Annotated in this window: 18 protein-coding genes; 3 read left to right on the top strand and 15 right to left on the bottom strand. The window is 42.3% G+C overall.

The window, feature by feature from the left end; genetic code table 11:
* Window positions 1–260: 260 nt before the first annotated feature.
* The 5 genes from HBH39_RS04575 to HBH39_RS04555 all read right to left on the bottom strand — a co-directional run bounded on the left by HBH39_RS04575 (window position 261) and on the right by HBH39_RS04555 (window position 7,390).
* Entirely contained in the window at window positions 261–3,536 is a 3,276-nt protein-coding gene (locus HBH39_RS04575) for a S41 family peptidase (RefSeq protein WP_167676017.1), read from the bottom strand.
* 314 nt (window positions 3,537–3,850) lie between these two features.
* A complete protein-coding gene (locus HBH39_RS04570) occupies window positions 3,851–4,564 on the bottom strand; it encodes a hypothetical protein (RefSeq protein WP_167676014.1) in 714 nt (237 codons plus the stop codon).
* A 2-nt stretch (window positions 4,565–4,566) separates the two neighbouring features.
* On the bottom strand, window positions 4,567–5,175 hold the full coding sequence (locus HBH39_RS04565; protein WP_167679964.1) for a sigma-70 family RNA polymerase sigma factor: 609 nt from the start codon (window positions 5,173–5,175) through the stop codon (window positions 4,567–4,569).
* Window positions 5,176–5,506: 331 nt separating this feature from the next.
* Window positions 5,507–6,250 (bottom strand): transporter substrate-binding domain-containing protein, encoded by a 744-nt coding sequence (locus HBH39_RS04560; RefSeq protein ID WP_167676012.1) that lies wholly within the window; start codon window positions 6,248–6,250, stop codon window positions 5,507–5,509.
* A gap of 240 nt (window positions 6,251–6,490) precedes the next feature.
* The gene (locus tag HBH39_RS04555; RefSeq protein ID WP_167676010.1) at window positions 6,491–7,390 is read right to left on the bottom strand and encodes a hypothetical protein; all 900 of its coding nucleotides are present in this window, start codon (window positions 7,388–7,390) and stop codon (window positions 6,491–6,493) included.
* Between the two features lie 333 nt (window positions 7,391–7,723).
* Here HBH39_RS04555 and purE point away from each other — a divergent pair, with 333 nt between their 5' ends.
* Window positions 7,724–8,215 (top strand): 5-(carboxyamino)imidazole ribonucleotide mutase, encoded by a 492-nt coding sequence (purE, locus tag HBH39_RS04550; RefSeq protein WP_167676007.1) that lies wholly within the window; start codon window positions 7,724–7,726, stop codon window positions 8,213–8,215.
* On the top strand, window positions 8,215–9,303 hold the full coding sequence (purK, locus tag HBH39_RS04545) for a 5-(carboxyamino)imidazole ribonucleotide synthase (protein ID WP_167676005.1): 1,089 nt from the start codon (window positions 8,215–8,217) through the stop codon (window positions 9,301–9,303). Before purE ends, purK begins: the two co-directional genes overlap by 1 nt.
* A gap of 84 nt (window positions 9,304–9,387) precedes the next feature.
* Here the strand turns inward: purK and HBH39_RS04540 are convergent, their stop codons facing one another.
* From HBH39_RS04540 to HBH39_RS04520, 5 genes are all read right to left on the bottom strand, one after another.
* Window positions 9,388–10,005, bottom strand: a complete 618-nt coding sequence (locus tag HBH39_RS04540) for a hypothetical protein (protein WP_167676003.1) — start codon at window positions 10,003–10,005, stop codon at window positions 9,388–9,390.
* A 180-nt stretch (window positions 10,006–10,185) separates the two neighbouring features.
* Window positions 10,186–10,623, bottom strand: coding sequence for a hypothetical protein (locus HBH39_RS04535; RefSeq protein WP_167676001.1), 438 nt, complete (start codon window positions 10,621–10,623; stop codon window positions 10,186–10,188).
* A 13-nt stretch (window positions 10,624–10,636) separates the two neighbouring features.
* Entirely contained in the window at window positions 10,637–12,262 is a 1,626-nt protein-coding gene (gene gshA / locus HBH39_RS04530) for a glutamate--cysteine ligase (protein ID WP_167675999.1), read from the bottom strand.
* Window positions 12,263–12,426: 164 nt separating this feature from the next.
* Window positions 12,427–15,285 (bottom strand): M16 family metallopeptidase, encoded by a 2,859-nt coding sequence (locus HBH39_RS04525; protein ID WP_167675997.1) that lies wholly within the window; start codon window positions 15,283–15,285, stop codon window positions 12,427–12,429.
* A gap of 40 nt (window positions 15,286–15,325) precedes the next feature.
* Window positions 15,326–15,748, bottom strand: coding sequence for a YqaA family protein (locus tag HBH39_RS04520; protein WP_167675995.1), 423 nt, complete (start codon window positions 15,746–15,748; stop codon window positions 15,326–15,328).
* 276 nt (window positions 15,749–16,024) lie between these two features.
* Here HBH39_RS04520 and HBH39_RS04515 point away from each other — a divergent pair, with 276 nt between their 5' ends.
* The gene (locus tag HBH39_RS04515; protein ID WP_167675993.1) at window positions 16,025–17,275 is read left to right on the top strand and encodes a dicarboxylate/amino acid:cation symporter; all 1,251 of its coding nucleotides are present in this window, start codon (window positions 16,025–16,027) and stop codon (window positions 17,273–17,275) included.
* A 75-nt stretch (window positions 17,276–17,350) separates the two neighbouring features.
* Here HBH39_RS04515 and HBH39_RS04510 read toward each other — a convergent pair whose 3' ends face one another.
* The 5 genes from HBH39_RS04510 to HBH39_RS04490 all read right to left on the bottom strand — a co-directional run bounded on the left by HBH39_RS04510 (window position 17,351) and on the right by HBH39_RS04490 (window position 23,620).
* Window positions 17,351–18,622, bottom strand: a complete 1,272-nt coding sequence (locus HBH39_RS04510) for an alginate export family protein (protein ID WP_167675991.1) — start codon at window positions 18,620–18,622, stop codon at window positions 17,351–17,353.
* 82 nt (window positions 18,623–18,704) lie between these two features.
* Window positions 18,705–19,577, bottom strand: a complete 873-nt coding sequence (locus HBH39_RS04505) for an ABC transporter ATP-binding protein (RefSeq protein WP_167675989.1) — start codon at window positions 19,575–19,577, stop codon at window positions 18,705–18,707.
* Window positions 19,578–19,603: 26 nt separating this feature from the next.
* Window positions 19,604–20,590 carry an ABC transporter permease gene (locus HBH39_RS04500; protein WP_167675987.1) on the bottom strand — a complete coding sequence of 329 codons (987 nt, stop codon included), beginning with the start codon at window positions 20,588–20,590 and terminating at the stop codon, window positions 19,604–19,606.
* A 23-nt stretch (window positions 20,591–20,613) separates the two neighbouring features.
* Window positions 20,614–22,002: a CmpA/NrtA family ABC transporter substrate-binding protein gene (locus HBH39_RS04495; RefSeq protein WP_167675985.1), complete on the bottom strand. Its 1,389-nt coding sequence runs from the start codon at window positions 22,000–22,002 to the stop codon at window positions 20,614–20,616.
* A 487-nt stretch (window positions 22,003–22,489) separates the two neighbouring features.
* Window positions 22,490–23,620, bottom strand: coding sequence for a sodium ion-translocating decarboxylase subunit beta (locus HBH39_RS04490; protein ID WP_167675983.1), 1,131 nt, complete (start codon window positions 23,618–23,620; stop codon window positions 22,490–22,492).

Genomic DNA, 23,620 nt, shown 5'->3' with positions numbered 1-23,620 from the left:
ACAGCGATATCAACAAAGCAAATCGAATAATCTAATAATTCCTCCAGCATTCAAGCATGGGCTAATTTGTAATTGCTTAATAACGGCAAATATGAGCTGAATACACCGAAATACCATCAGTTCTTACTAACTCAATGTACTCCCACAATCCAACAACCGCTCAGTCAGGTGAGTTCGCTTGCGTGCACGGCAAAAGCCCCATCACTGATAGGGCTGTAATCGATAAAATCTACATTAACTGACGATATAAAATAGACAGATTAATTAGCGTGAATATCATCAGCTTTACCTGTTTTAGGTAATGGCAGAGCCTTAAGAGGCTGATAAGGGCTTTGGGCTAACTGCTCTTTTAAATAGCTAATGGCTTTTTCTAATTGAGCATCTTCACCTTGATATGTCGCAAACGGTAAATTGCTAACCTCAATATCAGGCTCAACACCGTGGCCTTCCACAATCCAACGTCCATCCATTGCATATTGTGGATATTCTGCCACCCTAGCCATACCCTTATCGGCCAAACTATTACGTCCCGACAACCACACTCCTGCTCCGGCGGTTTGCTTACCAATAAGCGGTGCAAGGCCAAGGGCCTTAATACCCGCTGAGAAGGTTTCGCCATCGGAATAAGTCATTTGATCTGCTAATACCACCAGCTGGCCTCTAAAGGTTTGCTGCATATTGGTATTAGCTGTGCCGTGGGTTGGCTGCCAAAATGCCCATGCTTTACGCAATAGCTTTTCAATAATCCAACTATCAATGTTACCGCCACGATTGCGGCGCACATCAATAATTAATCCAGCTTTGTCGTAGTTGGTGTAAAACTCGCGGGCAAAGCTTGCAATATCACCCGCGCCCATGGCGTATAAGTGTAAATAGCCAAATTCACCTTTTGACGCTTGGCTGACTTTATCTGCATTATGATGAACCCAATCTAAATATCGCAGCTTGGCAGCGGTTGCTATATCGGTTGGCGAGACAATGGTTTGATGCTGCTCTCGGCCTCTAATTAGGGTTAGTAATACCTGCTTGTTGACTTGGTTTCGCAATAATTGGGTCACTTGGGCAATATTACTCACCGGCTTGCCATTGATTGCCTTAATAATATCGCCTTCTTTTGCGTCAACCTCAATGCGGGCTAATGGCGACGCTTGGCTAGGTAACTCAGGATCGTTCTGATAAATATGGCTAATTTCAACGCCTTTTGCCGTGAGTGTTAATCTCGCACCTAACGCGGCTGATTTAGCGGCATCACTGTCTTTAGCAACATCGCCACCACGCACTTGCGAGTGCAGAGAGTCTAACTCCCCCATCATTTGCTCAAAAATATCATTTAGCTCATATCGATCAGTTAAGCGCTGCAACAAAGGTTGATATTTGGCTTTAGTGGCCTGCCAATCAAGCCCGCGCATTTGGGTATCAAAAAATTGCCCTTTGTGCATTAACCAGGCATCTTCAAAAATCTGTTGCCACTCTTGCATGGGAGAGATATTTAATTGCCATTGCTGAGTATTTACCTTTGCTTGGCTAACATCGGCAGGCAGTTTGTCACCCGCAGCCACAATCAATAACTCTTTAGGATTGGATTGCTTATTTAACAGAATTTGCTTACCGTCGTTTGATACATTGAAATCGGCAATGTCGTCGGCAAATACCTCGACTTTAGGCGCGTTTTGATTAAAAGCTATCCACTTAAGACTTGATACTTGGTTATTTGTATCAAGCACATATAGTCCCTTATCGGTTTGTTGCAAGCGATTATAGTTGCCCGATGCCACCGGCACTTGCCATAAACGCTGAGGCAGTCCTTGCCAGTCAACTTTCACTTTTACTATGCTGTCGCTAGTGCTGTTACTGTCGCCTTGCTTAACGCTTAGCTCGGTTTGCTTAGCAAAGGCAAATTGCGCCTTTTCATTTAATGCAATGGCAAATATTTGGCTGCGCTTATCAAATACCGGCCCCATATTTCGGTCACCCCAAGGTGAACTTGGTGTGGCGTTAAAGTCACGATTAGATAAGAAGTACAGCCAATTACCATCTTTGCTAAAGCTTGGTGAATATGACTCGTATTTATCGCTGGTGAGCGTTTGCGCCTTTTGTTGGTTGACTGAATACAACACAATTTGCGGGCGCTGCTGACCGATTTCAGCTTTGGTCATCGCGACAAATTGACTATCTGGCGACCAAACAATATCTTGATAAGGCCCTAAGCCTTCGCCATTCACCATGATTTTTTGATTGGTGTTAGCTTTCAAATCCAGTAACCATACATTGCCCATATAGTCATCATGAGCTAAATAGCGGCCATTGGGTGATAAGGTTAAACTGGTACGCAAGGTGGTACCATCTTTGGTTAGCTGTTTTGCGCCTTCACTGCCATCGGCGGGATATTGCCAAATTTCTTGCTCACCCGATGCATCACTAATGCCATACACCCATTTACCATCTTTGCTCAATAAAGCATGACGAATGCGGCTGTCAGCAGGCGAGGCAATTTGAACTAAGCGGCGCTCATCAGTTTGCGCTATTGCCACATGGCCGCGAGCGGTAATCACCACTTGTTCACCATTGCTGCCCAATTTAGTTGAGGTTGCAAACTCCATCGGGTCGTTCACCCAATGTTCACGTCGATGGGGAAAGTCACTACTTAATGCGACATTAAGAGTTTGATCTCGATTGGTTGCGATATCAAATAACTTAATATCAGCGCCTTGCTGAAAGATAATACGTCCGTTATCCAGCTTGGCATCACGCACTTGCCAATCGCTATACTGACTATGCTGCTTGATATCGCTGCCATCTTGCTGCATTGACCAAATATTATCGTTCCCAGAGGCATCGCTGATAAAATACACGCGGTCTTGCCAAACCATAGGTTGGCGGACAGAACCTTGATGCTGGCTAGTCAGTTGCTCTGCTTCTTTGTTGCTGCCTAGCTGATAACGCCAAATTTTACCTTTAGCCCCGCCGCGATAAACCTTGGCATTGTCACCGCTGGCTTGTAAGCCAAACTGAGTGAAATAGACGTACTGCCCTTGGTTATCAATCACCCCTTCAATGGCATCTGCTAAAGGTAAATTGGTCACTTGCAAGGTGTTAGGATTAACGGTTTTTAGAACCCAGTAATTGGCAGGCCCAAAGGCATTGTCGGTGGAATAAAGCACCTCTCCGCCAGCGGTCCAACCTTGCAAACGTACCCTTGAGTTTTCAAAGCTCAGTCGTTTTGCAACACCACCCGCCATGGGCATAACATAAACTTCAGTCGCGCCCTCATAATTGGCGCTGTAAGCCAACCATTGACCATCATGGGAAATACTGGCATCTATTTCTTCAGCCGCTTGAGTGGTTAACCGACTCGCGACTTTATCGCCAATTTGGCTTTTCCATAAATCGCCTTCTGCGGTAAAGACTATGGTGTTGTCATGCAAGGCTGGAGCACGGTAATAGCCTTGATTGCTACTCTGTGAGGCGGTAGCTAAAAATGAACTGAGGCAGCCCATGGCAAGTAAACAACCCAGACTAGTTGGTCGAAGTTTCATTGGCGTGTGATTTCCCTATAGTTGTTTTTATGAGTTAGTCGTTTTTATGAGTTAGTCGTTTTTATGAATTTGTTGCTTTATGAGTTTGCTGTCATTTTGAATGTATTTGTTGGCAGACGGCATTTTTTGCTTTGTTATTTTTTGTTGCCTCACGTTACCAGAGTCCACAGATATTAACAGTGGCAAAATGTAACCATTCGCAACAGTAAAGGTTAAGGTGAACACCCAACAAAAAGGCCAAGCAATTGCTTGGCCGTTACGTTTGTGTCAAAGCGCTGTATTTGTTGAGTACAGCCCTTATCAAAGACAAAGTGCTACTGAGTATTAAGGCGCTGCTTGAGCTCAGTATATTGTGAATAAAGCTTATTGTTTGGTTGCGTCACCTCAGGAAAACGCTGTTCAATATCCGCTAATAAGGCCATCGACTCTTGCCACTTACCTCGATTGATCAGCGCTTTTAGCTGCAATAAGGCACTGTCTGCAGCCGCAATCACCGGTGGTTGCTCGTCTAATTCATTGGGCGTTAACTTGGCGGCTGATGTCAAGGCGCGCGATTCAACAACCTGAGCGTTAATGTTATTCGAATTGATGCCATTAGATTGATGAATGACATCAACATTGGCTGGTTGTTGCGCCTCGTGGCTAGCGTCTACAGGCATAGTATCCGCACTCATCACCTGTATTGCTTCACTCGTTACCGACATTGGCTGCGGCGTCATATCCATTTGGGTTGGCGCAATAGATTGCTCCATTGGCACCATCATAAATAATCCAGCGATGATGAATACCGATGCTGCTGTAGACAACTGCCAACGGTACTTTTGCCAAGCGCTATTGGGCACTAAATTATCATCCGTTTCATCTGGTAGCTTAGCTTGACCAGAAGATAGATTCTCTCTTAGGTAAGCATGCGCTTTGGCCAAAACAAGCTCATCTAATTGTGCTGAAGGTTCAGGCTTGGGGCTGCGATGATATAGCAGGCTAATTTCATCTTGTAGGGCTAAAAACTCATCATCTTGCTGGCTCATTTTCAACCCTCCAGTAACTTATTGGCGACACAGGTTTTAATGCTTTGATAAGCATAACGAATACGACTTTTGGTTGCCTCTAATGTGACTTGGCCGATTTCACTGATCGCCGATGCCGTTAAGCCTAATTCGACATTCAATAAAAAGGCTTCTTTTTGTACTGACGGTAATAACGCAATGCAACCTTGTAACAACTTAGCTTGCTGCTGTTGCTGTAATTGGCTATCTGGCTCTATATCGGCGCTTGCGATAAAGTTTTCCATGGTTTGCTCGTCGGCTAACCCTTGTGTGTGATCTAATGGTTTAACGGCTCGGACATGATCAATAATCAAGTTATGTGCAATCTTATACAGCCAGGTGGTGAATTTAGCGGTTACTTGATAATGGGCTGCCGCTTTAATTACTTTACCCCAGACCTCTTGATATAAGTCTTCAGCTAACTGGTTATCATGTAACTGGCGCACAAAATAGCGATATAACGGGCCTTTATGTTTACTATAAAGGCTTTCAAAGGCTTTTATGTCTCCGGCTTGATATGCCAACATTAATTGCTCATCTGTTGATTGCGCTGCGGTTGATTGCCCTGCTGCGAGCGAGTCATTACTTAGCATTATTTGCGCTTCACCTTGTGGTTTCATAGGCCTTCAAATATCAATGAATTAGCGGGTTAGGTATTCAATCGGATCATAAAAAGCACGACATTGTTTAACTCCTGTCGAGCTAACAATGTTAGCGTGCGGATGATTTGCAACCACTCAATTTAAAAACCATGCCGATAAACCATTCCGATAAACTAAGTCGATAAACTAGGTCGATAAACGATAACGGAAAACCAAGGTTATCATCGAACACTGATTGATAAAAAAATATATCATAATCAATATTATTACTAATAACGCTTGAAAATACATAAAGGGTTAAGTTGTTGGTAAAAATATCAACTTAATCAACAAATACCTTTTCTAATTCCGGTTTGAGTAAAACCTTCTCATCATGGTCAAAAAATTCATTATGGGCAGCAATAAAGTCTTGTTTAAATGCATTTTGGTTCATAACAAAGTCTATGCGCTCAATAAGCTGTTTTCCTTGCGGAGTTTTCGAGCAGGCAATATAGCCATAATCAGGCTGAGTGACCCCAGCAATGGGAATAGCCTGAATCGCCAGTTGAACCTCTTTATCACTGAGTATTCGATATGCTTCGGCAGAATACTCTATCACTCCTGCAACGCGGTTTTTTAACAGCATTTCTATTAACTTTTGAGTCGAGTTCATACCACTACGGTAATAAAACACATCAGGATTGCTATTAATATAACGATTAATGATGTCGCCGTATGAGCGCCCTTTAACAATACCAATATGAGCATTCAATGCAGAATAGGTACTTAAATCGATTTGTTGCGGAAATTTATCGGCATTTTCCTTCGTGACAATTAATCTTAATGGCGGGTAAATACTGATTGGCTTTTGGCTGAAATAAGCGATTTTTTCGCGCTCGGCAGATTTAAACTTGTTATACATGCAAGCATTACCGAGTTTATTTAAATCGCTCCATGCTCGGGTATAACTGACCTGCTGTTGCGTGAACTCAAACTGGGCATCACTGTGCTGCAATAACAACGCAAACATGCCTAGAGGCTGCTCTACAGTGAGATCATTTTCTGTTGTGTCAGTTTCGGCAAGCACTATAGCCTGCAGCGGAGTAGCATGTACGACTGAGGGTAATAACAAACGACAACACAGGCATGAAACCATCAGCAAGCTGAACAGGGTACAAGTCGAGTGCGATTTTTTAAACCAATGAACAATGGAAAAATGAATCAAAATAGTACTCCTGCAACACAGTCGTTAACATCTATCCATTAATTTAAAAATCGCATTCCATTTTGATTTATACGCTGTACTAAAGGTTATAGGGTTATAGGGTTATAGATTAAAAATAGCTTTCAATTCAGACTCTAGCAAAGACTTATCATCAACCGAGGCAAACTCGCGATGAACATCAAGCAAGCCACGCTGAAAATCTTTGCTGCTCATCGCTTTATCAATGGTGCTAATTAAGTGTTTTCCCGTTGGCGTTTTGGTGCAAACCATATAGCCCGGAGAGGGCTTTTGCACACCTTGAATGGCAATGCCTTTAAATTCAAATTGCTTACGAGTGCTCTTTAATCTAGCGCTAACGGCATCGGCATACTCAATAAACCCATCGATACGATTCATTTCAAGCATATTGATTAATTTATCAACCGAATCGCTACCATCACGAAAAAATATCAAGTCTTGTTTTTGGGCTAACTGCTTATCAATTACCTCACCATAAGCACGGTTGCTGGCCACGGCAAAGCGCTTGTTTTGCAATGCTGTGATTGAGGATATATCAAACGTATCCGAGAATTTATCGGCATCTTCAGCGCGAATAATTAACCTTAAAGGGGGATAAAGCGTAATGGGATAGTGGCTAAAATACGCAAGGCGTTGGCGCTCAGGTGTTTTCACCTTGTTGTACATGCAGCTATTGTCTATTTTAGCGAGTTCAAACCAACTTCGACTCATGCTCATTTGTTGATAAGTGAATATAAGTGGTTGTGGGCTATTTTGCTGCAGCATTTTTAATACCGCCATCGGCTGCATGTCGGTCACGTCAATGGAATTATCAGCAAATTCACCTAATAAAACCGCATGATTTTCAGCCGTATGACTCAACACCGCTGGAGCAATGACAAGCCCTATCAAACTAAATCGCCTTAGGAACGAAAACACCGACATATCCACCTTGATTAAATACCCTAAAAATAAACGCCCTATGCTGCGTCTTTCACTATTCACCAACCCAATACTTAGCAAAACAATGACGACGAAACTTGTATCAGAGACGACTAAAGTATTAAGTTACAACCTAGCGCGAACTTAAGCTAATTGCATGCAATTTTTTAACACTGTAACAATTTAATACAATGCGGCGTGACATCAGGGCGAGTATTCGGTATCACAAACTAAGTGTTAGCCGAACAAAACACTGAAGCGCAGCCAAAATACAGGCAACATGCTATTATCTGTCACCTTTTTTATCGCCTTAATATTAATGCTAATCCATGATGCGAATTTGGCATGAATGACTAGCTAAATATATCAATATAATGAGTACGTTAAGGAGTAAGCATGCAAGCCCTTGTTGCTGTTGTTATGGGTTCTAAAAGTGATTGGCCTACCATGGAAGCCGCCGCTGAAATAATGGATAAACTCCAAGTTCCTTATCATGTTGAAGTTGTATCAGCCCACAGAACACCAGACAAATTAATGGACTTTGCCAGCACTGCTGCCGACAAAGGTTATAAAGTGATTATCGGCGGCGCCGGTGGTGCTGCTCACTTACCAGGAATGATAGCGTCAAAAACTCGCTTACCCGTTTTAGGTGTTCCGGTACAAAGTAAAGCCTTGTCTGGCATGGACAGCTTATTATCCATTGTACAAATGCCTAAAGGCATTGCGGTTGGCACCTTGGCCATCGGTACTGCGGGGGCGTTTAATGCCGGTTTACTTGCAAGCCAAATTTTAGCGACTTCGGATTCTGAGCTCGCAGCAAGAATTGATGCTTTTCGTGATGAACAAACTCGTTCAATTTTAGATAATCCCGATCCGAGAGAAGACTAATGAGCCAGCAACATACTGTTTGGGTATTAGGCAATGGCCAATTAGGTGCCATGTTAAGCCATGCAGGGCAGCCTTTGGCCATTGATGTTCGCCCTGTAGACATTATGACCCCAAGTGATGATGTGCTGCCGATTGAGGCCTCGCATGTGATCACTGCTGAACGTGAGCAATGGCCAGAATCCAGCACTAGCTTACAATTAAGTACCCATCAACACTTTATTAATGGTCCTGTTTTTGGCCGTCTTGCTGACAGATTTACCCAAAAAAGCTTACTTGACGAATTAGCTGTCGCGACTGCACCATGGCAATTAGTTGATGATACCGTCACCCCAGAGCAACTTTATCACCAATATGGTGACCGAGTTTTATTAAAGCGTCGCACAGGCGGCTATGATGGCAAAGGCCAGCATTGGTTAAAACAAGTTGAATCAAGCCTTATTCCAGCCGATTGGCGTAATGAAGCCATTGCCGAGCAAGCCATCAACTTTGATGAAGAAGTCTCGCTTGTGGGTGTACGCACTCAAGATGGTCGTTGTTTATTTTATCCATTGACATTAAACCTGCATCAAGATGGTATTTTAATGGCGTCTATTGCGCCGTTAACTCGTTTAGATCATTTGCAAGCGGAAGCTGAGCAGATGCTTTCGACCATCATGAATGGGCTTGAATATGTTGGTGTGATGGCAATGGAATGCTTCCGTGTGGGTGAGCATCTATTAGTGAATGAGTTAGCGCCACGGGTGCATAACTCAGGTCACTGGACTCAGGCGGGTTGCCACATTAGCCAATTTGAGCTGCACCTGCGTGCGTTATGCAATTTACCCGTCCATCAACCACAAGTTAACTTCCAATGCGTTATGGTTAATTTGATTGGCATTGACAAAGATGACCGCTGGTTAAGCCTGCCTAATGCAGAACTTTTTTGGTACAACAAAGAGGTTCGTCCCGGTAGAAAAGTCGGCCATTTAAATTTATCGGTTCACAATACCGATGCGCTTAAGCAAACCATTAACCAGTTAAAACAGTGGATGCCTGCGCAATATCAAGCGCCATTAGATTGGATTTTAGCTGAGTTTTGCTCACATTAATTCATAGTGCCACGCCAACAAAAAAAGAGCTTGCGCTCCTTTTTTGTTGGCTTAACCTAAGTTAACGCTATACAAGCAATGACGTTAGCCGAAGAAAACTCGCCACAACCAAGATGAGTCCAGATCGTCTTTACAGGTGCGATATTGCTGTGCATAGCGTTTTGAGCGGTCGTCCACTTTTTGCGCCACGGGTCCTAACCACTTTTTGGCTTTATAAGTGCCGCGTTTATAACCGCCCCAACCTTCGTGATAATTCAAATATTGGTTTTTAGCATCCCACTTAGATACGCCATTCACTTTGTTAGTTTTGTAAATAAACCAGCCCATAAAATCCATCGCGTCAGCAAAATTACTGCGGCTTGACCATGAGTTACCGGTTTCTTTAACATAATCATCCCACGTCATGGTTTTTGCTTGCGCATAGCCGTAAGCATCACTAGCCCGACCAATCGGAATAAAACCTAAAAAGTATTGCATTGGCGGCGCGGCATTATGCTTAAAAGAGCTTTCTTGGTACATCATGGCTAAAGGTACGTGAACAGGTACGCCCCACTTTTCACGAGTATTCACCGCAGCTTTGTACCATGAGCGGTTTTCTTTAAAAATAGCACAGAGGTTTTCGGGTTCAGCAGGTTGAGGAGTAGCACAAGCAGTTAATAACAATAAACAACAAGCAGTAACTATGTACGTAGACGACTTCATAACACCTCAATTAAGCAGGAAACAGACTCGGGATAATGCACGTTGCCGGTTAAATTTAGTTGATTCAGCAGTATAAAAGGCCATGTGAATAGCCATTAAGCAACGTCAGGCACATTATCGATATAACAATTTTCAAAGCAAACAGCATAAAGTGTCACATCTATTGGGTACTAAAGCAATTTAAGACTTGGGGCTCATATCACATTGATAAGATTCTTGTTGAAACACTACAGGTTGCCAAAATTTTTGATTACGCCCAGTGTAAATTTTGTCGGTATTCATTTGCGCGGCGATATGGTATCGCTGATTCGCCTCAACATTCACCGTTAATACTTTAGTGGTTCGCGCCGCTAATGAGACTTTCAGCTCTGGAGAGTTTATTAGCTCTACTACGGTAAACTCATGCTGCCCTGGCGATAAGCGATAGTTAGGTCTGGATATCACAGGTTTACCGTCTAAATGCGTTACCACTAAGCGATATAGATATTGCTCAGGGTTAGGCTTGATATAAGCCGAAACCGTTCCACACTCAATAACATCAGGAGATGAAGCACAGCTAGACAGCAACATACTGGCTGCTGTCATACTGATAAGTGTTAAAGATGAACGTACGGCCATCAGGGCTCCTGAGTTACGCTTTACAACCACTGAAGAGTTCAGCGGGTGCAACCTCTTTAAAATACTCTTGCAAGAATAAATCAAAATCTTGGGTTGATTCAGCTTCAATTTGCTGCTGCTTAACCAAGGAGTCTTTAGCTTCTTGTTGATATTCTTTCTCTTTACTTTCACTAAATGGGTACTTTGTTAAATACTCATGGTAACGATTAGTCAACTGCTTAACCCAATCACCATGATCAATCCCTTTACCAATCAAGTCATTTAGCACTCGACCAGATAAAGTTAGACTTGGATCGTCAATGGCAGCTTGCCAGGTCGCTAATGCATTTTGATACTGCTCGCCTTGCTCACCATCGAGTAATTTGGCTAAGCGAGATAAATCTGTGAATAAACTTTCCATCCAAGCTTTTAAGCTGATCGCTTGGCCATTTTGGCTCAGCATCAAACCCGGTTTACGGCCTTCTAGCACTACTTTTTTCAAGTTTTGGGCAATTTCATGCTCACCTTGTTCGTCAGTTAATGCTGATGGTGAAAGTAAACAATGCAATAAAAACAAATCTAAAAAGCGTACTTGAGTTGCATCAATACCCACAGGGCTAAATGGGTTAACATCTAAAGCGCGCACCTCAATGTATTCAACCCCAGCCCGTTGTAGTGCTTGGGACGGTTTCTCACCGGCTAGAGTCACTCGTTTAGCTCGAATGGGCGAGTAAAACTCATTTTCGATTTGCAAAATATTGTTGTTTAGTTGGCGGTATTCACCCTCAACTTTAACGCCAATTTTTTCAAATTGTTTTGATGGTTTTCTAATCGCAGCCTGTACCCCTTCAAGGTATTCAGGTAAAGAGTTGTAGCTGATATTAAGCGTTTCTTGTTCTTTATTGGTATAGCCTAAATCACTCATACGAAGCGAAGTTGCATACGGTAAATACAAGGTTCCTTTACCGGTTTTTTCAAACTCAAAATCCACTTGACGATTTTTAACAAAAGACGAGCACAATGCGGGTGAAGAGCCAAAAAGATACGGTAATACCCAAACCATACGGCGGTAATTACGGATCAATCCAAAATAAGATTCTGAAATAAACTCGCAGCGACCAATTTGGTCTGTGCGCATTGTCGGGTTGTTAGACAATTTGCTATCAAACAGCATTTGCCATAAATCACGCGAAACTGAAAAATTAAAATGCACCCCTGCGATAATTTGCATTAATGCACCATAACGATGAGTTAATCCTTGACGATAAAGGGTTTTCATTTTTCCCGTATTTGAATTGCCATATTGAGCAATAGGGATTTTTTTCACATCACCGACATAACACGGCATGCTAACAGGCCACAGTGTTTGACCATTTAAATGACGCACTGTGTATGCATGAGTTTGGGTTAACCCTTCAAGTAAGGTGTCAATATCGCTGTTTACTGGGGTAATAAACTCCAGTAACGACTCGCTATAATCTGTGGTGATCCGCGAATGAGTCAACGCCGAACCTAGGGCTTGAGGGTGTAAATCTTGTGCCAACTGGCCATTGGCATCAATACGTAATGCTTCACGTTCAATACCACGAGACATACCAAGTAAGGCTTCACGCCCTTTACTGTCGCTAAGTTTATCGACGATTTCATTGAAAGATTTCAATATTAAATTCTCTTTGATGGATTCGCGTTGCGAGTAAGCTAGACCCGATAATACCTGAGATTATTGCCAAGATGGCAAAAAAAAATCAAAACGAAAAACGGCAACAGATAATCTGCTACCGTTTTTACACATATCACTGAATATAGGGGCTTAGCTACTTATATTCAAGGCTGTTCAATGATTTCAATAGGATAACCCAGTGTTTTTAATTGTGGCTCAATGGTTTGTTTGTCACCTACCACTAAAAACAACATACTATCAATATCTAACTGGCTTGCTGCAAGTGAGTTTAATTCATCCAACGTGATTGAATTTATGATTTCAGTTTGCTGCTGGGTGAACTGATTATCTAACTGATAACGCTGTATCCGTCGTATAAAGCTAGCTTTTTGTCTAGGCGTTTCGTAATCGAGGGCTTGACCTTGGGTGATAGAGTTTCGCAAAAACGCTAATTCATCAGCACTCATACCGGCTTGCTGATAATGACGAATTTCATTAATAAACTCAGTTAGTGCTGCGCCAGTCACATCGCTTCTCACGCTCGCCGACGCTAAAAACTCGCCACTGTCTTTTTGGCCTTGAAAGCTGCTTCTTGCGCCATAGGTGTAGCCTTTATCTTCACGTAAATTCAAATTAATACGGCTGTTGAACGCCCCACCTAGCGGGTAGTTCATCAAGGTTGCTTTAAAGTACTCGCCTGTCGCATCGTAAGATAAACTGCGTCGGCCAATGTTGATCACTGACTGAGCGGCACCGGGCTTATCAATTAAATAAATGGTTGCTGGCGCTGCATATAGTCGTTTATTGATAGGCGCAATCGGGCTGGCTTTGCCTTGCCATTGACTAAAGGTTTCCAACATTGGCAAAACTTGTTGCTTGGCTAAATCAGACACCAACACCATTTTGGCATTACCTGCGGTATATTGCTGCTGATAAAAGGCTTTTACATCCTCAAGGGTTATCGCATTTAGGCTCTCTATGGTGCCCAAATTACTGCTGCCCATGGCGGTGCTTTTGCCATATAGCAAAGCGGAAAAACCATTACTTGCAAGGTAATTAGGATCCGACATCAAGTGTTGTAAGTTTTGCAGCTGTTGCTGTTTTACCCGCTCAAAATCAGCTGCATTAAAGGCAGGGGAAAACAACCTTTCATTCACTATCTCAAGTGTGGCAGCTAAGTTTTTGGTTAAGCTAGAAACTTGCACATAAGCTTGTGATTTACCTGAATCAAAATTTATGGTTGAGCCTAACATTTCAAGGGCATTAGCCAGCTCTTCCGCACTGCGTTTGCTGCTCGATTCGTTCATCATCTGCGCCGTTAACTGCGCAAGTCCTGCTTTATCAATAGGAGCAGAACGATGTCCACCTTCAAGGTAAATAACGAGCTCAACCGTTGGTGTTTCATGGCTTTGGGTTGCCATCACTTCAATGCCGTTACTGAGTGTTGCTGTCCATAACTCTGGCACATTCAACTGCGGGGCTTTACCTGCTTGGGGCATTTTAGAACGATCAAAACTTGAACTTACTTGTTTTAGCTCATTATCTTGCTTTACTTCAGTAAGGCCAGTTACCGCATCTTTGGCCACAGCTAATGGGACTGGAGTGAAGTTGTCCTCTTTAGCCACTAATTGCGTTTGCCCTTCTGGCACCACGCTCATTACCACTCTTGGTTTACCTTTAATGTAAGTATTAAACACCCGCATCACATCGGCTTTGGTGACTTTACTATATCGCGCTAGATCGCTGGCCACCATGTTGGGATTATCATAAAAAGTCTGGTTAGCGGCTAAAGTCGATACTTTACCGCGCACACTTTGCATACCAAAAATAGTATCAGCTTCAAACTGCACTTTGACTTTTTGTAAGTCATCGTCGGTCACACCGCGTTGTTCAAATTCGGCAATGGACTCATCAATTTTGGTTTCTAAATCAGCAAGTTTTCCCCCCATAGCTGGGTTAGCTAGGGCATATAATGTAAATTGACAGGCTAACTCTTGACATGGATGACTCACCGAAGATTGCACTGCATAACCATCTTTAACTAAATTTTTATACAATAACGAGGTTTTACCACCACCAATAATATTGGCTAGCAAATCTAATGGTGCTTCATCAGGATGCCCTGCATGCACAGTTGGCATACCGATATACAATAATGGCAAATGAACTTTATCTTCCATTGATATATAACGGCTTTCGTTCAATGTGACGGGGATTTTACTGGGTGCCTGTACTGCCGGCCCGGCTGGTATATCAGCAAAATATTGGTTCACCCAAGCCAAGGTTTGTAACTCATCAAAGTCACCGCCTATGGTTAATGTGGCATTGTTTGGGCCATACCAACGTTGAAAAAAGTGCTTTACATCGTCAAGGGTAGCGCGGTCTAAATCTTCAGGCCAACCAATAACAGGCCATGAATAAGGATGTCCTGCTGGATATAAAGCTTGTGCAAAACGTTCACTCATGCGGCCATAAGGACGATTATCAATCCGCTGAGCACGTTCGTTTTTAACGGTTTCACGCTGCACTTCAAATTTTTCACTGGTTAAAGCGGGTAAAAAGAAGCCCATTCGATCAGACTCTAACCAAAGCATTTTTTCAAGTTGGTTGCTTGGCACGGTTTCAAAATAATTAGTCCGATCAGAATTAGTCGTGCCATTTAATGTACCACCAGCTTCAGTAACCACTTTAAAATGCTGCTCGTCAGCTACGTTTTGTGAGCCTTGAAACATCATATGTTCAAATAAATGGGCAAAGCCACTGCGACCAGCCAACTCTCTGGCTGAACCGACATGATAAGTCACATCAACATGCACTAAAGGGTCGGAAGTATCTTGATGTAAAATCACCGTCAAGCCATTCGCTAGTTGATACTTTTTATAGGCAATACCTATTTCACTGTCAGCCACTTTAACGTTTTCAATTAAAGTCACCCCTTCAGGCAGAACCGTCTCTCGTGGTGTGTCATTAGCACAGCCCATTAAAGCCGCACTAATTGCGACAGCTAAAATCCACTTTTTCAAATCACACTCCTTCCATTCATTTAAGCTCAGTGCTAGCCCATTAAATGGCCAGCATAAAGGCAAATACAATTAAACTGTAACGTATGGTTTTACCAATTAAAATCATGATGGTGGAACTCACTACGGGTAATTTTAACCATCCAGCAATTAAGCACAGGATATCACCAATTAATGGTAACCAAGACAATAACAATGCCCAAACCCCGTAGCGCTCAAACCACTGTAAACTACGTTGATAATACTTGTTGTCAAAATCTTGTGGGGATTTAGCAAAACGGCCTGCGCGCCCTAGATAATAGCTAGTCATTGCCCCTAGAGTATTGCCCACACTTGCTGTGACCAATAAAGCAAGCCAAGGTTCACTGTTTTGAGTAAGCAAGCCTAAAAGTAAAACTTCTGATCCTCCTGGTAACAAAGTTGCAGCTAAAAAAGCCCCAGAAAACATTAGCCACAATTCACTCATACACTACCTTTTTGATTATTAAAGCATTACTGTTATCACTCAGCATTTTTGATGTTGTAATCAATTTATAAAAACTTAAAGACATATTAACACTGATATTTATAATTATAAGTTATATCAAATTGACGTTGTTTGTCTCTATAGTGCTAACTAGAATGCCATTAAATTTATTTCATGCAGTGGGCTAACGGGTTAATTTTGTCACGCTATTAAATTGGTGCATTGCATAAACAACCACAACAAGAATAACAATCTTCAATAAAATTTGGATACCAGATGATTTTACAAACCTTAAAACGCATCCCATTTTGGCAAAAAGTCCTTGCAGGCTTTATGTTTGGCGCTCTTGCTGGTGTCGCCTTAGGTGAAAGCGCTGTGATGCTTAAACCATTGGGTGATTTATTTATCAGCGCGATAAAAATGTTGGTAGCGCCATTAGTTTTTTGTGCCATTGTGGTCAGTATTACCTCAATGGGCTCACAGGCTAATTTAAAACGTTTAAGCTTTAAAACCCTTGCCATGTTCATGTTGACTGGCACGCTAGCGTCAATTATTGGCTTAACCGTTGGTAGCGCATTTGATATGGGCGGCTCACTTGAGCTGGCCACCAGCGAAGTGCGTGAGCGTGATATACCCGGCTTTGCTCAAGTGTTATTGAACATGATCCCTGTTAATCCTTTTGCATCATTAGCCGAAGGCAAGGTATTGCAAATTATTGTATTTGCAGCTTTAGTGGGCATAGCCATTAACGCGGTGGGCGAAAAAGCTGAGCCACTTAAAAAGGTAATGGAAGCCGGTGCTGAAGTGATGTTTCAGCTGACTCGTATGGTATTAAAACTGACTCCAATTGGTGTGTTTGGCTTAATGGCTTGGGTTGTCGGTGAATATGGCTTAAGCACTTTATTACCTTTGGGTAAGTTTATTGTCGTTATCTATGTGGCCGCATTAATACACATTATTTTTGTTTACGGTGGCTTAGTTAAATTTGCTGCGGGATTAAGCCCGGTTAAGTTTTTCCGTAAAGCCATGCCAGCTCAACTTGTCGCATTTAGCACCGCATCTAGCTTTGGTACATTACCCGCAAGTACCCGTTGCACTGAGTCTATGGGTGTGTCCAAGCGTTATAGCGCCTTTGTGTTGCCACTCGGCGCAACCATGAATATGGATGGATGTGGCGGTATTTATCCCGCTATTGCAGCGATTTTTATTGCCCAAATCTATGGTATTCCATTAGATATGACTGACTACATGCTAATCGCAGTTACCGCAACGGTTGCTTCGGTTGGTACAGCAGGCGTCCCGGGTAGCGCCATGGTAATGCTCACTGTTACCTTAGGTGCCGTCGGCTTACCCTTAGAAGGTATTGCCTTTATTGCTGCAATTGATCGCATTATCGATATGATCCGCACCGCAACTAATGTCACTGGCGACATGATGACAGCGGTGGTGATTGGTAAAAGTGAAGGTCAATTAGATGTCGACCAGTTTAATGCTGAAGATGTTAACGCAGAACAACAACCAAGCTAATCAAAATAACAAAAAAGCGAATAGGGATAACCTTATTCGCTTTTTTGTATCTATAGCAATTTGATAATTTGCAAATTAGAAACTTGCACTTCCCCATAGCCACACTTTATCAGTATCGACTTTACCTGAAGTATTATTGCCTTGTGAATAAGCGGCATATTTAACACCTAAGGTGTAGTTGGTTTTGATTGGGAAAGTAAATTGTACATCCACTTCAGAACCCAAATCATCAACTGTGGCACTGGCTTGATCAGCGTCAAACTTGTGATAAGCCACTAACCAGTTACCGCCAACCACTTTACCGCCAATAGAAGCATAAATATCTTGTAAACCTTCTTTAGGGGTCGCTAAAAATTGATCTGTCCAACCATTAAACTTATGAAGTGTGGCCAGTGGCGTTGAAAAACCATACATGCTGTCATCTGAACCTAGGTTTTCGTAACCCACTTTGGCAACAAAGCCAGAAAACCCAACACCAAGCTCTAAGCCTAAGTAATCGGCATCAAACTTAACATCTGCGGTGCTAGCTTCTTGGGTGGCATATTCAACAGAATACATCAGTTTAGTTTTATCAAAGTCGACCGCGCCGACAAAACTGGCACCATAAGTGTCTAAGCCATTACTAACGGCTTTGTCTTCTTCAAGTAAATACGCATACGCGGTAACTTGACCGACACTGGTTTTATAAGATGCATTAACGATGTGATCTTTTGAGTCAATATCTTTTACCTCAGCAAAAATGCGGTTGCGTTTGTAAAGGTAAGCATAATCAATCTTGAATGCATCTTGCGCGTATTGCATCGCAAACGCATCAAAGGTTTGACGATCTTGACGCCAACCGACATGGCCGACAAAACGTTGATTATCAATCGCGATAACCTGACGACCTAATTTTGCTGCAAAGCCACTGTTTTTATATTGAATAAATGCTTGATCTAATTCTGTGGTATTGGGATCAGCAATCACAGAGTATTCAGGGTTATGTCCAATGCCATCATTGTAATCATTCACCCCTGCAACATCACGCGAGTCTTCAAACTCTACCAATGCAGTTAAACCGTAATATTCAGCAGTAGAAAACGTCAGACGAGTGCGCAAAGTTAATGCATCTGCATCTTTTAATGCATTGTCTTGGCTTACGTTTTCATAGCGTAAGTTCAGATCAACTTTGGCACTACCTTGGGTAAATGCATCAGCAACTGATTCTACTTTGGCTTCAGCAGCATGCACGCTCCCTATAGCTAACAAAACTGAACAAGCCAGTGTTGAGACGACGAGTTTGTTGTTAGCTGCCGATTTTTGGCAAGACTTAGCTGCAACTTGATTATCAAGAAGTAATTTTTTCATCATAAAACCCTATTAATATAATTTTAAATATGTAGAACTTGGTTACGGATATACACCCAATGTAAAACTTTTGTAGCAGCGGTTAACCTGCGGTAACCTTAACGACATCTGCACTGTCTTTCTGTGATATATCCTGCATTTTAGATACTTGTTTAGAATTTGTTAGCGGCTCGACTTTGCGCTGTTTTTCGTATAGGAACTTCAATACCTCAGATCGCAACCGGTTGTATTCAAGATCTTCAGCGAGTGCGAGGCGATTTCGAGGCCTTTGAAGATTAACATCCAATATTTCACCTACCGTTGCTTCTGGGCCATTCGTCATCATCACAATTTTGTCTGATAACAATACCGCTTCATCCACATCATGGGTGATCATAATGACGGTGTTATTGAGCTGCGTTTGTATCTCCATTAATGAATCTTGCATATGGGCACGCGTTAACGCATCAAGCGCACCAAAAGGCTCATCCATCAATAACACTTCAGGCTGCATGGCAAGCGCGCGAGCAATGCCAACCCGCTGCTTCATACCACCTGAAATTTCACCGGGACGTTTGTGCATGGCATGATCCATATGCACTAAATGCAGGTTATGCTCAATCCATTGCTTCATTTCTAGCTTATTCATTTTGCCAGCAAACACTTGTTTAACTGCCAATTCAACATTTTGATACGAAGTTAACCATGGCAATAATGAATGATTTTGAAACACCACTGCGCGCTCAGGCCCTGGCTCTTTGACCTCAGTACTTTTTAAAATCACTCCGCCTTTTGTTGCTTGATATAAACCTGCAACAATATTAAGTACCGTTGATTTACCGCATCCTGAGTGACCAATCAATGAGACAAACTCGCCTTTATTGATTTTTAAATTCACATCTTTAAGCGCAGTAAAGCTTCCCTTAGGGGTAGGGAACTCCATATCAACGCCACTGATATCTAAGAATGTTTTCATACTTTACCCTTATCATTTACGAATGATTATGCTTTGTCCCAAGATGCCCAGTTTTGTAGCGCTAAAATGCCACGGTCCAATAAAAAACCAATAAAACCAATTACCACCACAGCAGCCATAATGCGAGCTAATGATTCAGAACTACCGTTTTGAAACTCATCCCAAACAAACTTACCTAGCCCCGGGTTTTGCGCTAGCATCTCTGCCGCAATCAACACCATCCATGCGACGCCCAACGATAAGCGCATACCGGTAAATATCATTGGAATGGATGCGGGCAATACGATTTTGTTCACATGGGTTAAAGGTGATAATCGCAATACCTTACTCACGTTTAGTAAGTCTTGATCAATACTCGACACACCAATGGCGGTGTTTATAATCATCGGCCATACGCTACATAAGGTGACGGTGAGCATCGAATTGATAAAAGACTTTGATACCACGGGGTCATCTGACACATATAAGGCGCTAACCACCATGGTGACCAACGGCAACCAAGCCAGCGGTGATACGGGTTTAAAAATTTGAATGATTGGATTGATTGCCGCTTGTAAACTGCGACTTAGCCCCATCCAAATACCTAAAGGTATTGCAATAACCGCCGCAAGTACGAATCCACTCATTACCGTAATTAGACTAGTAATAATCTGATCTAAAAACGTTTCTTTACCGGTATAGTTTCTTATCTTGGGCTCGTATGTTGGCTCTTTTGCCACCCTTGCTGCATTACGAGTTTCTTGTCGTTCATAAAAAGCGGCAGCTTTCTCGCGCTCAGCAACATGCTCTTGGTACAAGTTGCCAAACTGACCCACAACGGCAACAGGTCCAGGAAACTGCCCTAACGACGTGTTAATACTGTTGGCAGTAATTGACCACAGCACCAAAAACACAGCAATGCCGATAAAAGGAAGTAACAATGCTTTACTTAGCTGACTAACGTACATAATCACTCCTGTTAGCCGACTACTTTGTAAAAAACTCGCCTTTGAAATAGATGTAATACTGGTCATCTTCGACTCCTTAGCTGCAAGATTTACAGCTTGTCACCTTGCTTTAAACCGATAGTGAATTTCTCGATATAGGCATTAGGTTGAGTGCCGTCATAAACAATGTCATCGATAAAGTGCTGTTGTGGGGCTTTAAAACCTGTTTCTGTGGCAAAATTAGGAAATTCGCTAGCAGAGATCAGCTTGTCATCAATAAGAGATTGAGCCGCTTTAGCATAGATATCAGGGCGATAAACTTTAGCTGCGGTTTCTTTGTACCATTCATCAGGCATATCTTCAGCGATCTGTCCCCAACGACGCATTTGAGTTAAATACCAGATAGCATCTGAATAATATGGATAAGTGGCGTTATAGCGGAAAAACACGTTAAAATCAGGCACTGCACGCTTATCGCCTTTTTCATACTCAAACGTTCCTGTCATGCTATTGGCAATCACTTCATAATCTGCACCCACATAGTTAGATTGCGACAAAATTTTCACCGCTTCAGGGCGGTTTGCATTATTGTTGTCATCTAACCATTTGGCTGCGCGAATCAACGCACGAGTCAAGCGAATGGTGGTATTAGGATACTTTTGGGCAAATTCCTCTGTAATACCGAAAACTTTTTCAGGATTATCTTTCCAAATTTCATAATCAGTCACCACAGGAACCCCAATACCTTTAAATACAGCTTGCTGATTCCAAGGCTCGCCCACGCAATAACCGTAAATGGTGCCAGCTTCTAAGGTTGAAGGCATTTGCGGTGGAGGCGTCACCGACAGTAACGCCTGAGCATTGATTTGACCTGAAGTATCGCCTTTATGTGGCGCGTAAAATCCGGGGTGAATACCGCCAGCAGCTAACCAATAGCGCAATTCATAGTTATGGGTTGATACTGGAAATACCATGCCCATATTAAATGGCTTACCTGCGGCAATGTATTCTTCTACAACCGGTTTTAACGCATCAGCTTTAATCGGATGCACAGGCTTACCATCGTCTTGCTTAGCAATATTGGGTTTCATCTTGGCCCAAACTTCATTGGATACGGTAATCGCGTTACCATTTAAATCCATTGAAAATGGCGTAATGATATTGGCTTGCGTGCCATAACCTATGGTTGCGGCAATAGGTTGGCCAGCTAACATATGTGCCCCGTCTAAACGGCCATCAATCACGCCATCTAACAACACTTTCCAGTTAGCTTGCGCTTCAATAGTGACGTATAGACCTTCTTCTTCAAAATAGCCTTTCTCATAGGCAACGGCTATTGGCGCCATATCGGTTAGTTTAATAAAACCAAATTTCAACTCCTCTTTTTCCGGAAAGCCAACCTCTGCATTTACGGCAGTTACCGTTAAACTTGCACTCACCCCCAAAGTGAATAACAGCGGCTTAACAAGCTGTTGAGCAAACTTTGTTTTCCAATTCATATTTAATCCCCTCATTATTTCAATTTTAAATTCTCAATAAAAAAGGCGCTTTACGGTATCCGATAAGGAATCCCCTAATAGCGCCTTTGCTAAATAAATCTGAATAATTTTTACAATCAAATCATTAATAGCGTTTAAGTCCTCAATTGCTTAAACAGCTTTTAATTTCGTATATACAAATATATATTCATCATTTATGCCAACTATTTAAGTTGTTAATTTTATTGACTTACACTCTTCATAATAAGGTTTTATCTCGCTTGTGAATATCAAAACAGCGCCAAAACAGTGCATAGTGACAACTGGCGCACTAAGATGAATCACACAGTTCTCATACGTCGCACTCAGCCTGACCACGCTGCAAAAAAAAAGCCAATGACATTTGCATTGGCTTTTTTAATTGGACTGAACATAAAGTTAGACTAACTCATGAATTTAGATGCTGTTAAAGACATAATATTAGCCCAGATAATAACGATAGTGTTGGTTAACCTAATACCGCCAACAATACCCCTGCTGCGACAGCGCTGCCTAATACGCCTGCAACATTTGGCCCCATAGCATGCATCAATAAGAAGTTTTGATGATTAGCTTCTAAGCCAACTTTATTCACCACACGAGCAGCCATTGGTACCGCTGATACACCCGCTGCACCAATTAATGGGTTAACTTTTCCACCAGATAATTTACACATTAACTTAGCCATTAATACCCCACCAGCAGTACCAATGGAGAAAGCAACTGCGCCAAGTAATAAAATTCCTAAGGTTTCGATGCGTAAAAACTCTTCAGCCGAAAGCTTTGAACCAACAGCAAGTCCTAAAAAGATAGTCACAATATTGATCAGTTCGTTTTGTGCTGTTTTTGATAATCGATCAACAACACCAGACTCACGCATCAAGTTACCTAAACAGAACATACCAACTAACGGTGTTGCTGCGGGTAAAAACAAAATGGTTAATCCAACGACCATTAATGGGAAAATGATCTTCTCGCGCTTACTCACTTCACGTAGCTGTTCCATTTTGATGCTACGCTCAGCGGGTGTCGTAAGTAGCTTCATAATAGGCGGCTGAATTAATGGCACTAATGCCATGTATGAATAAGCAGCAACCGCAATGGCACCCAAAAGATCAGGCGCTAACTTAGAAGCTAAAAAGATAGCCGTAGGCCCATCTGCACCACCAATAATGGCAATGGCCGCAGCATCTTTCATGCTAAATTCAAAACCAGGCACTAAGTTAAGTGCAATTGCGCCCAATAATGTGGCAAAAATACCAAATTGTGCCGCTGCACCAAGCAATAATGTTTTTGGGTTAGCAATCAGTGCACCAAAATCAGTCAAAGCCCCGACCCCCATAAAAATCAATAAGGGGAAAATGCCAGTTTTAATACCCACGTAATAGGCGTAATACAATAACCCACCTTCTTCGGTAAAACCTGCATTGGGAATGTTTGCTAAAATTGCACCAAAACCAATAGGTAATAGTAGTAAGGGCTCAAAACCACGGGCAATGGCTAAATACAGCAGTAAACAGCCTACACCCATCATCAATAACTGACCGCCTTCAAAATGCGCGATACCTGTCTCAGCCCAAAAGGCTAGTAATCCTTCCAT

This window comes from Shewanella aestuarii (assembly GCF_011765625.1).
In the GTDB taxonomy this organism is placed as follows: domain Bacteria; phylum Pseudomonadota; class Gammaproteobacteria; order Enterobacterales; family Shewanellaceae; genus Shewanella; species Shewanella aestuarii_A.
This window is presented reverse-complemented; position numbering and strand designations above follow the sequence as displayed.

Bases quoted from the DNA above. Each gene is read 5' to 3' on its own strand.
- HBH39_RS04575 (WP_167676017.1), bottom strand. From the start codon at position 3,536: ATGAAACTTCGACCAACTAGTCTGGGTTGTTTACTTGCCATGGGCTGC.
- HBH39_RS04570 (WP_167676014.1), bottom strand. From the start codon at position 4,564: ATGAGCCAGCAAGATGATGAGTTTTTAGCCCTACAAGATGAAATTAGC.
- HBH39_RS04565 (WP_167679964.1), bottom strand. From the start codon at position 5,175: ATGCTAAGTAATGACTCGCTCGCAGCAGGGCAATCAACCGCAGCGCAA.
- purE (WP_167676007.1), top strand. From the start codon at position 7,724: ATGCAAGCCCTTGTTGCTGTTGTTATGGGTTCTAAAAGTGATTGGCCT.
- purK (WP_167676005.1), top strand. From the start codon at position 8,215: ATGAGCCAGCAACATACTGTTTGGGTATTAGGCAATGGCCAATTAGGT.
- HBH39_RS04540 (WP_167676003.1), bottom strand. From the start codon at position 10,005: ATGAAGTCGTCTACGTACATAGTTACTGCTTGTTGTTTATTGTTATTA.
- HBH39_RS04535 (WP_167676001.1), bottom strand. From the start codon at position 10,623: ATGGCCGTACGTTCATCTTTAACACTTATCAGTATGACAGCAGCCAGT.
- HBH39_RS04520 (WP_167675995.1), bottom strand. From the start codon at position 15,748: ATGAGTGAATTGTGGCTAATGTTTTCTGGGGCTTTTTTAGCTGCAACT.
- HBH39_RS04515 (WP_167675993.1), top strand. From the start codon at position 16,025: ATGATTTTACAAACCTTAAAACGCATCCCATTTTGGCAAAAAGTCCTT.
- HBH39_RS04510 (WP_167675991.1), bottom strand. From the start codon at position 18,622: ATGAAAAAATTACTTCTTGATAATCAAGTTGCAGCTAAGTCTTGCCAA.
- HBH39_RS04505 (WP_167675989.1), bottom strand. From the start codon at position 19,577: ATGAAAACATTCTTAGATATCAGTGGCGTTGATATGGAGTTCCCTACC.
- HBH39_RS04500 (WP_167675987.1), bottom strand. From the start codon at position 20,590: ATGACCAGTATTACATCTATTTCAAAGGCGAGTTTTTTACAAAGTAGT.
- HBH39_RS04495 (WP_167675985.1), bottom strand. From the start codon at position 22,002: ATGAATTGGAAAACAAAGTTTGCTCAACAGCTTGTTAAGCCGCTGTTA.
- HBH39_RS04490 (WP_167675983.1), bottom strand. From the start codon at position 23,620: ATGGAAGGATTACTAGCCTTTTGGGCTGAGACAGGTATCGCGCATTTT.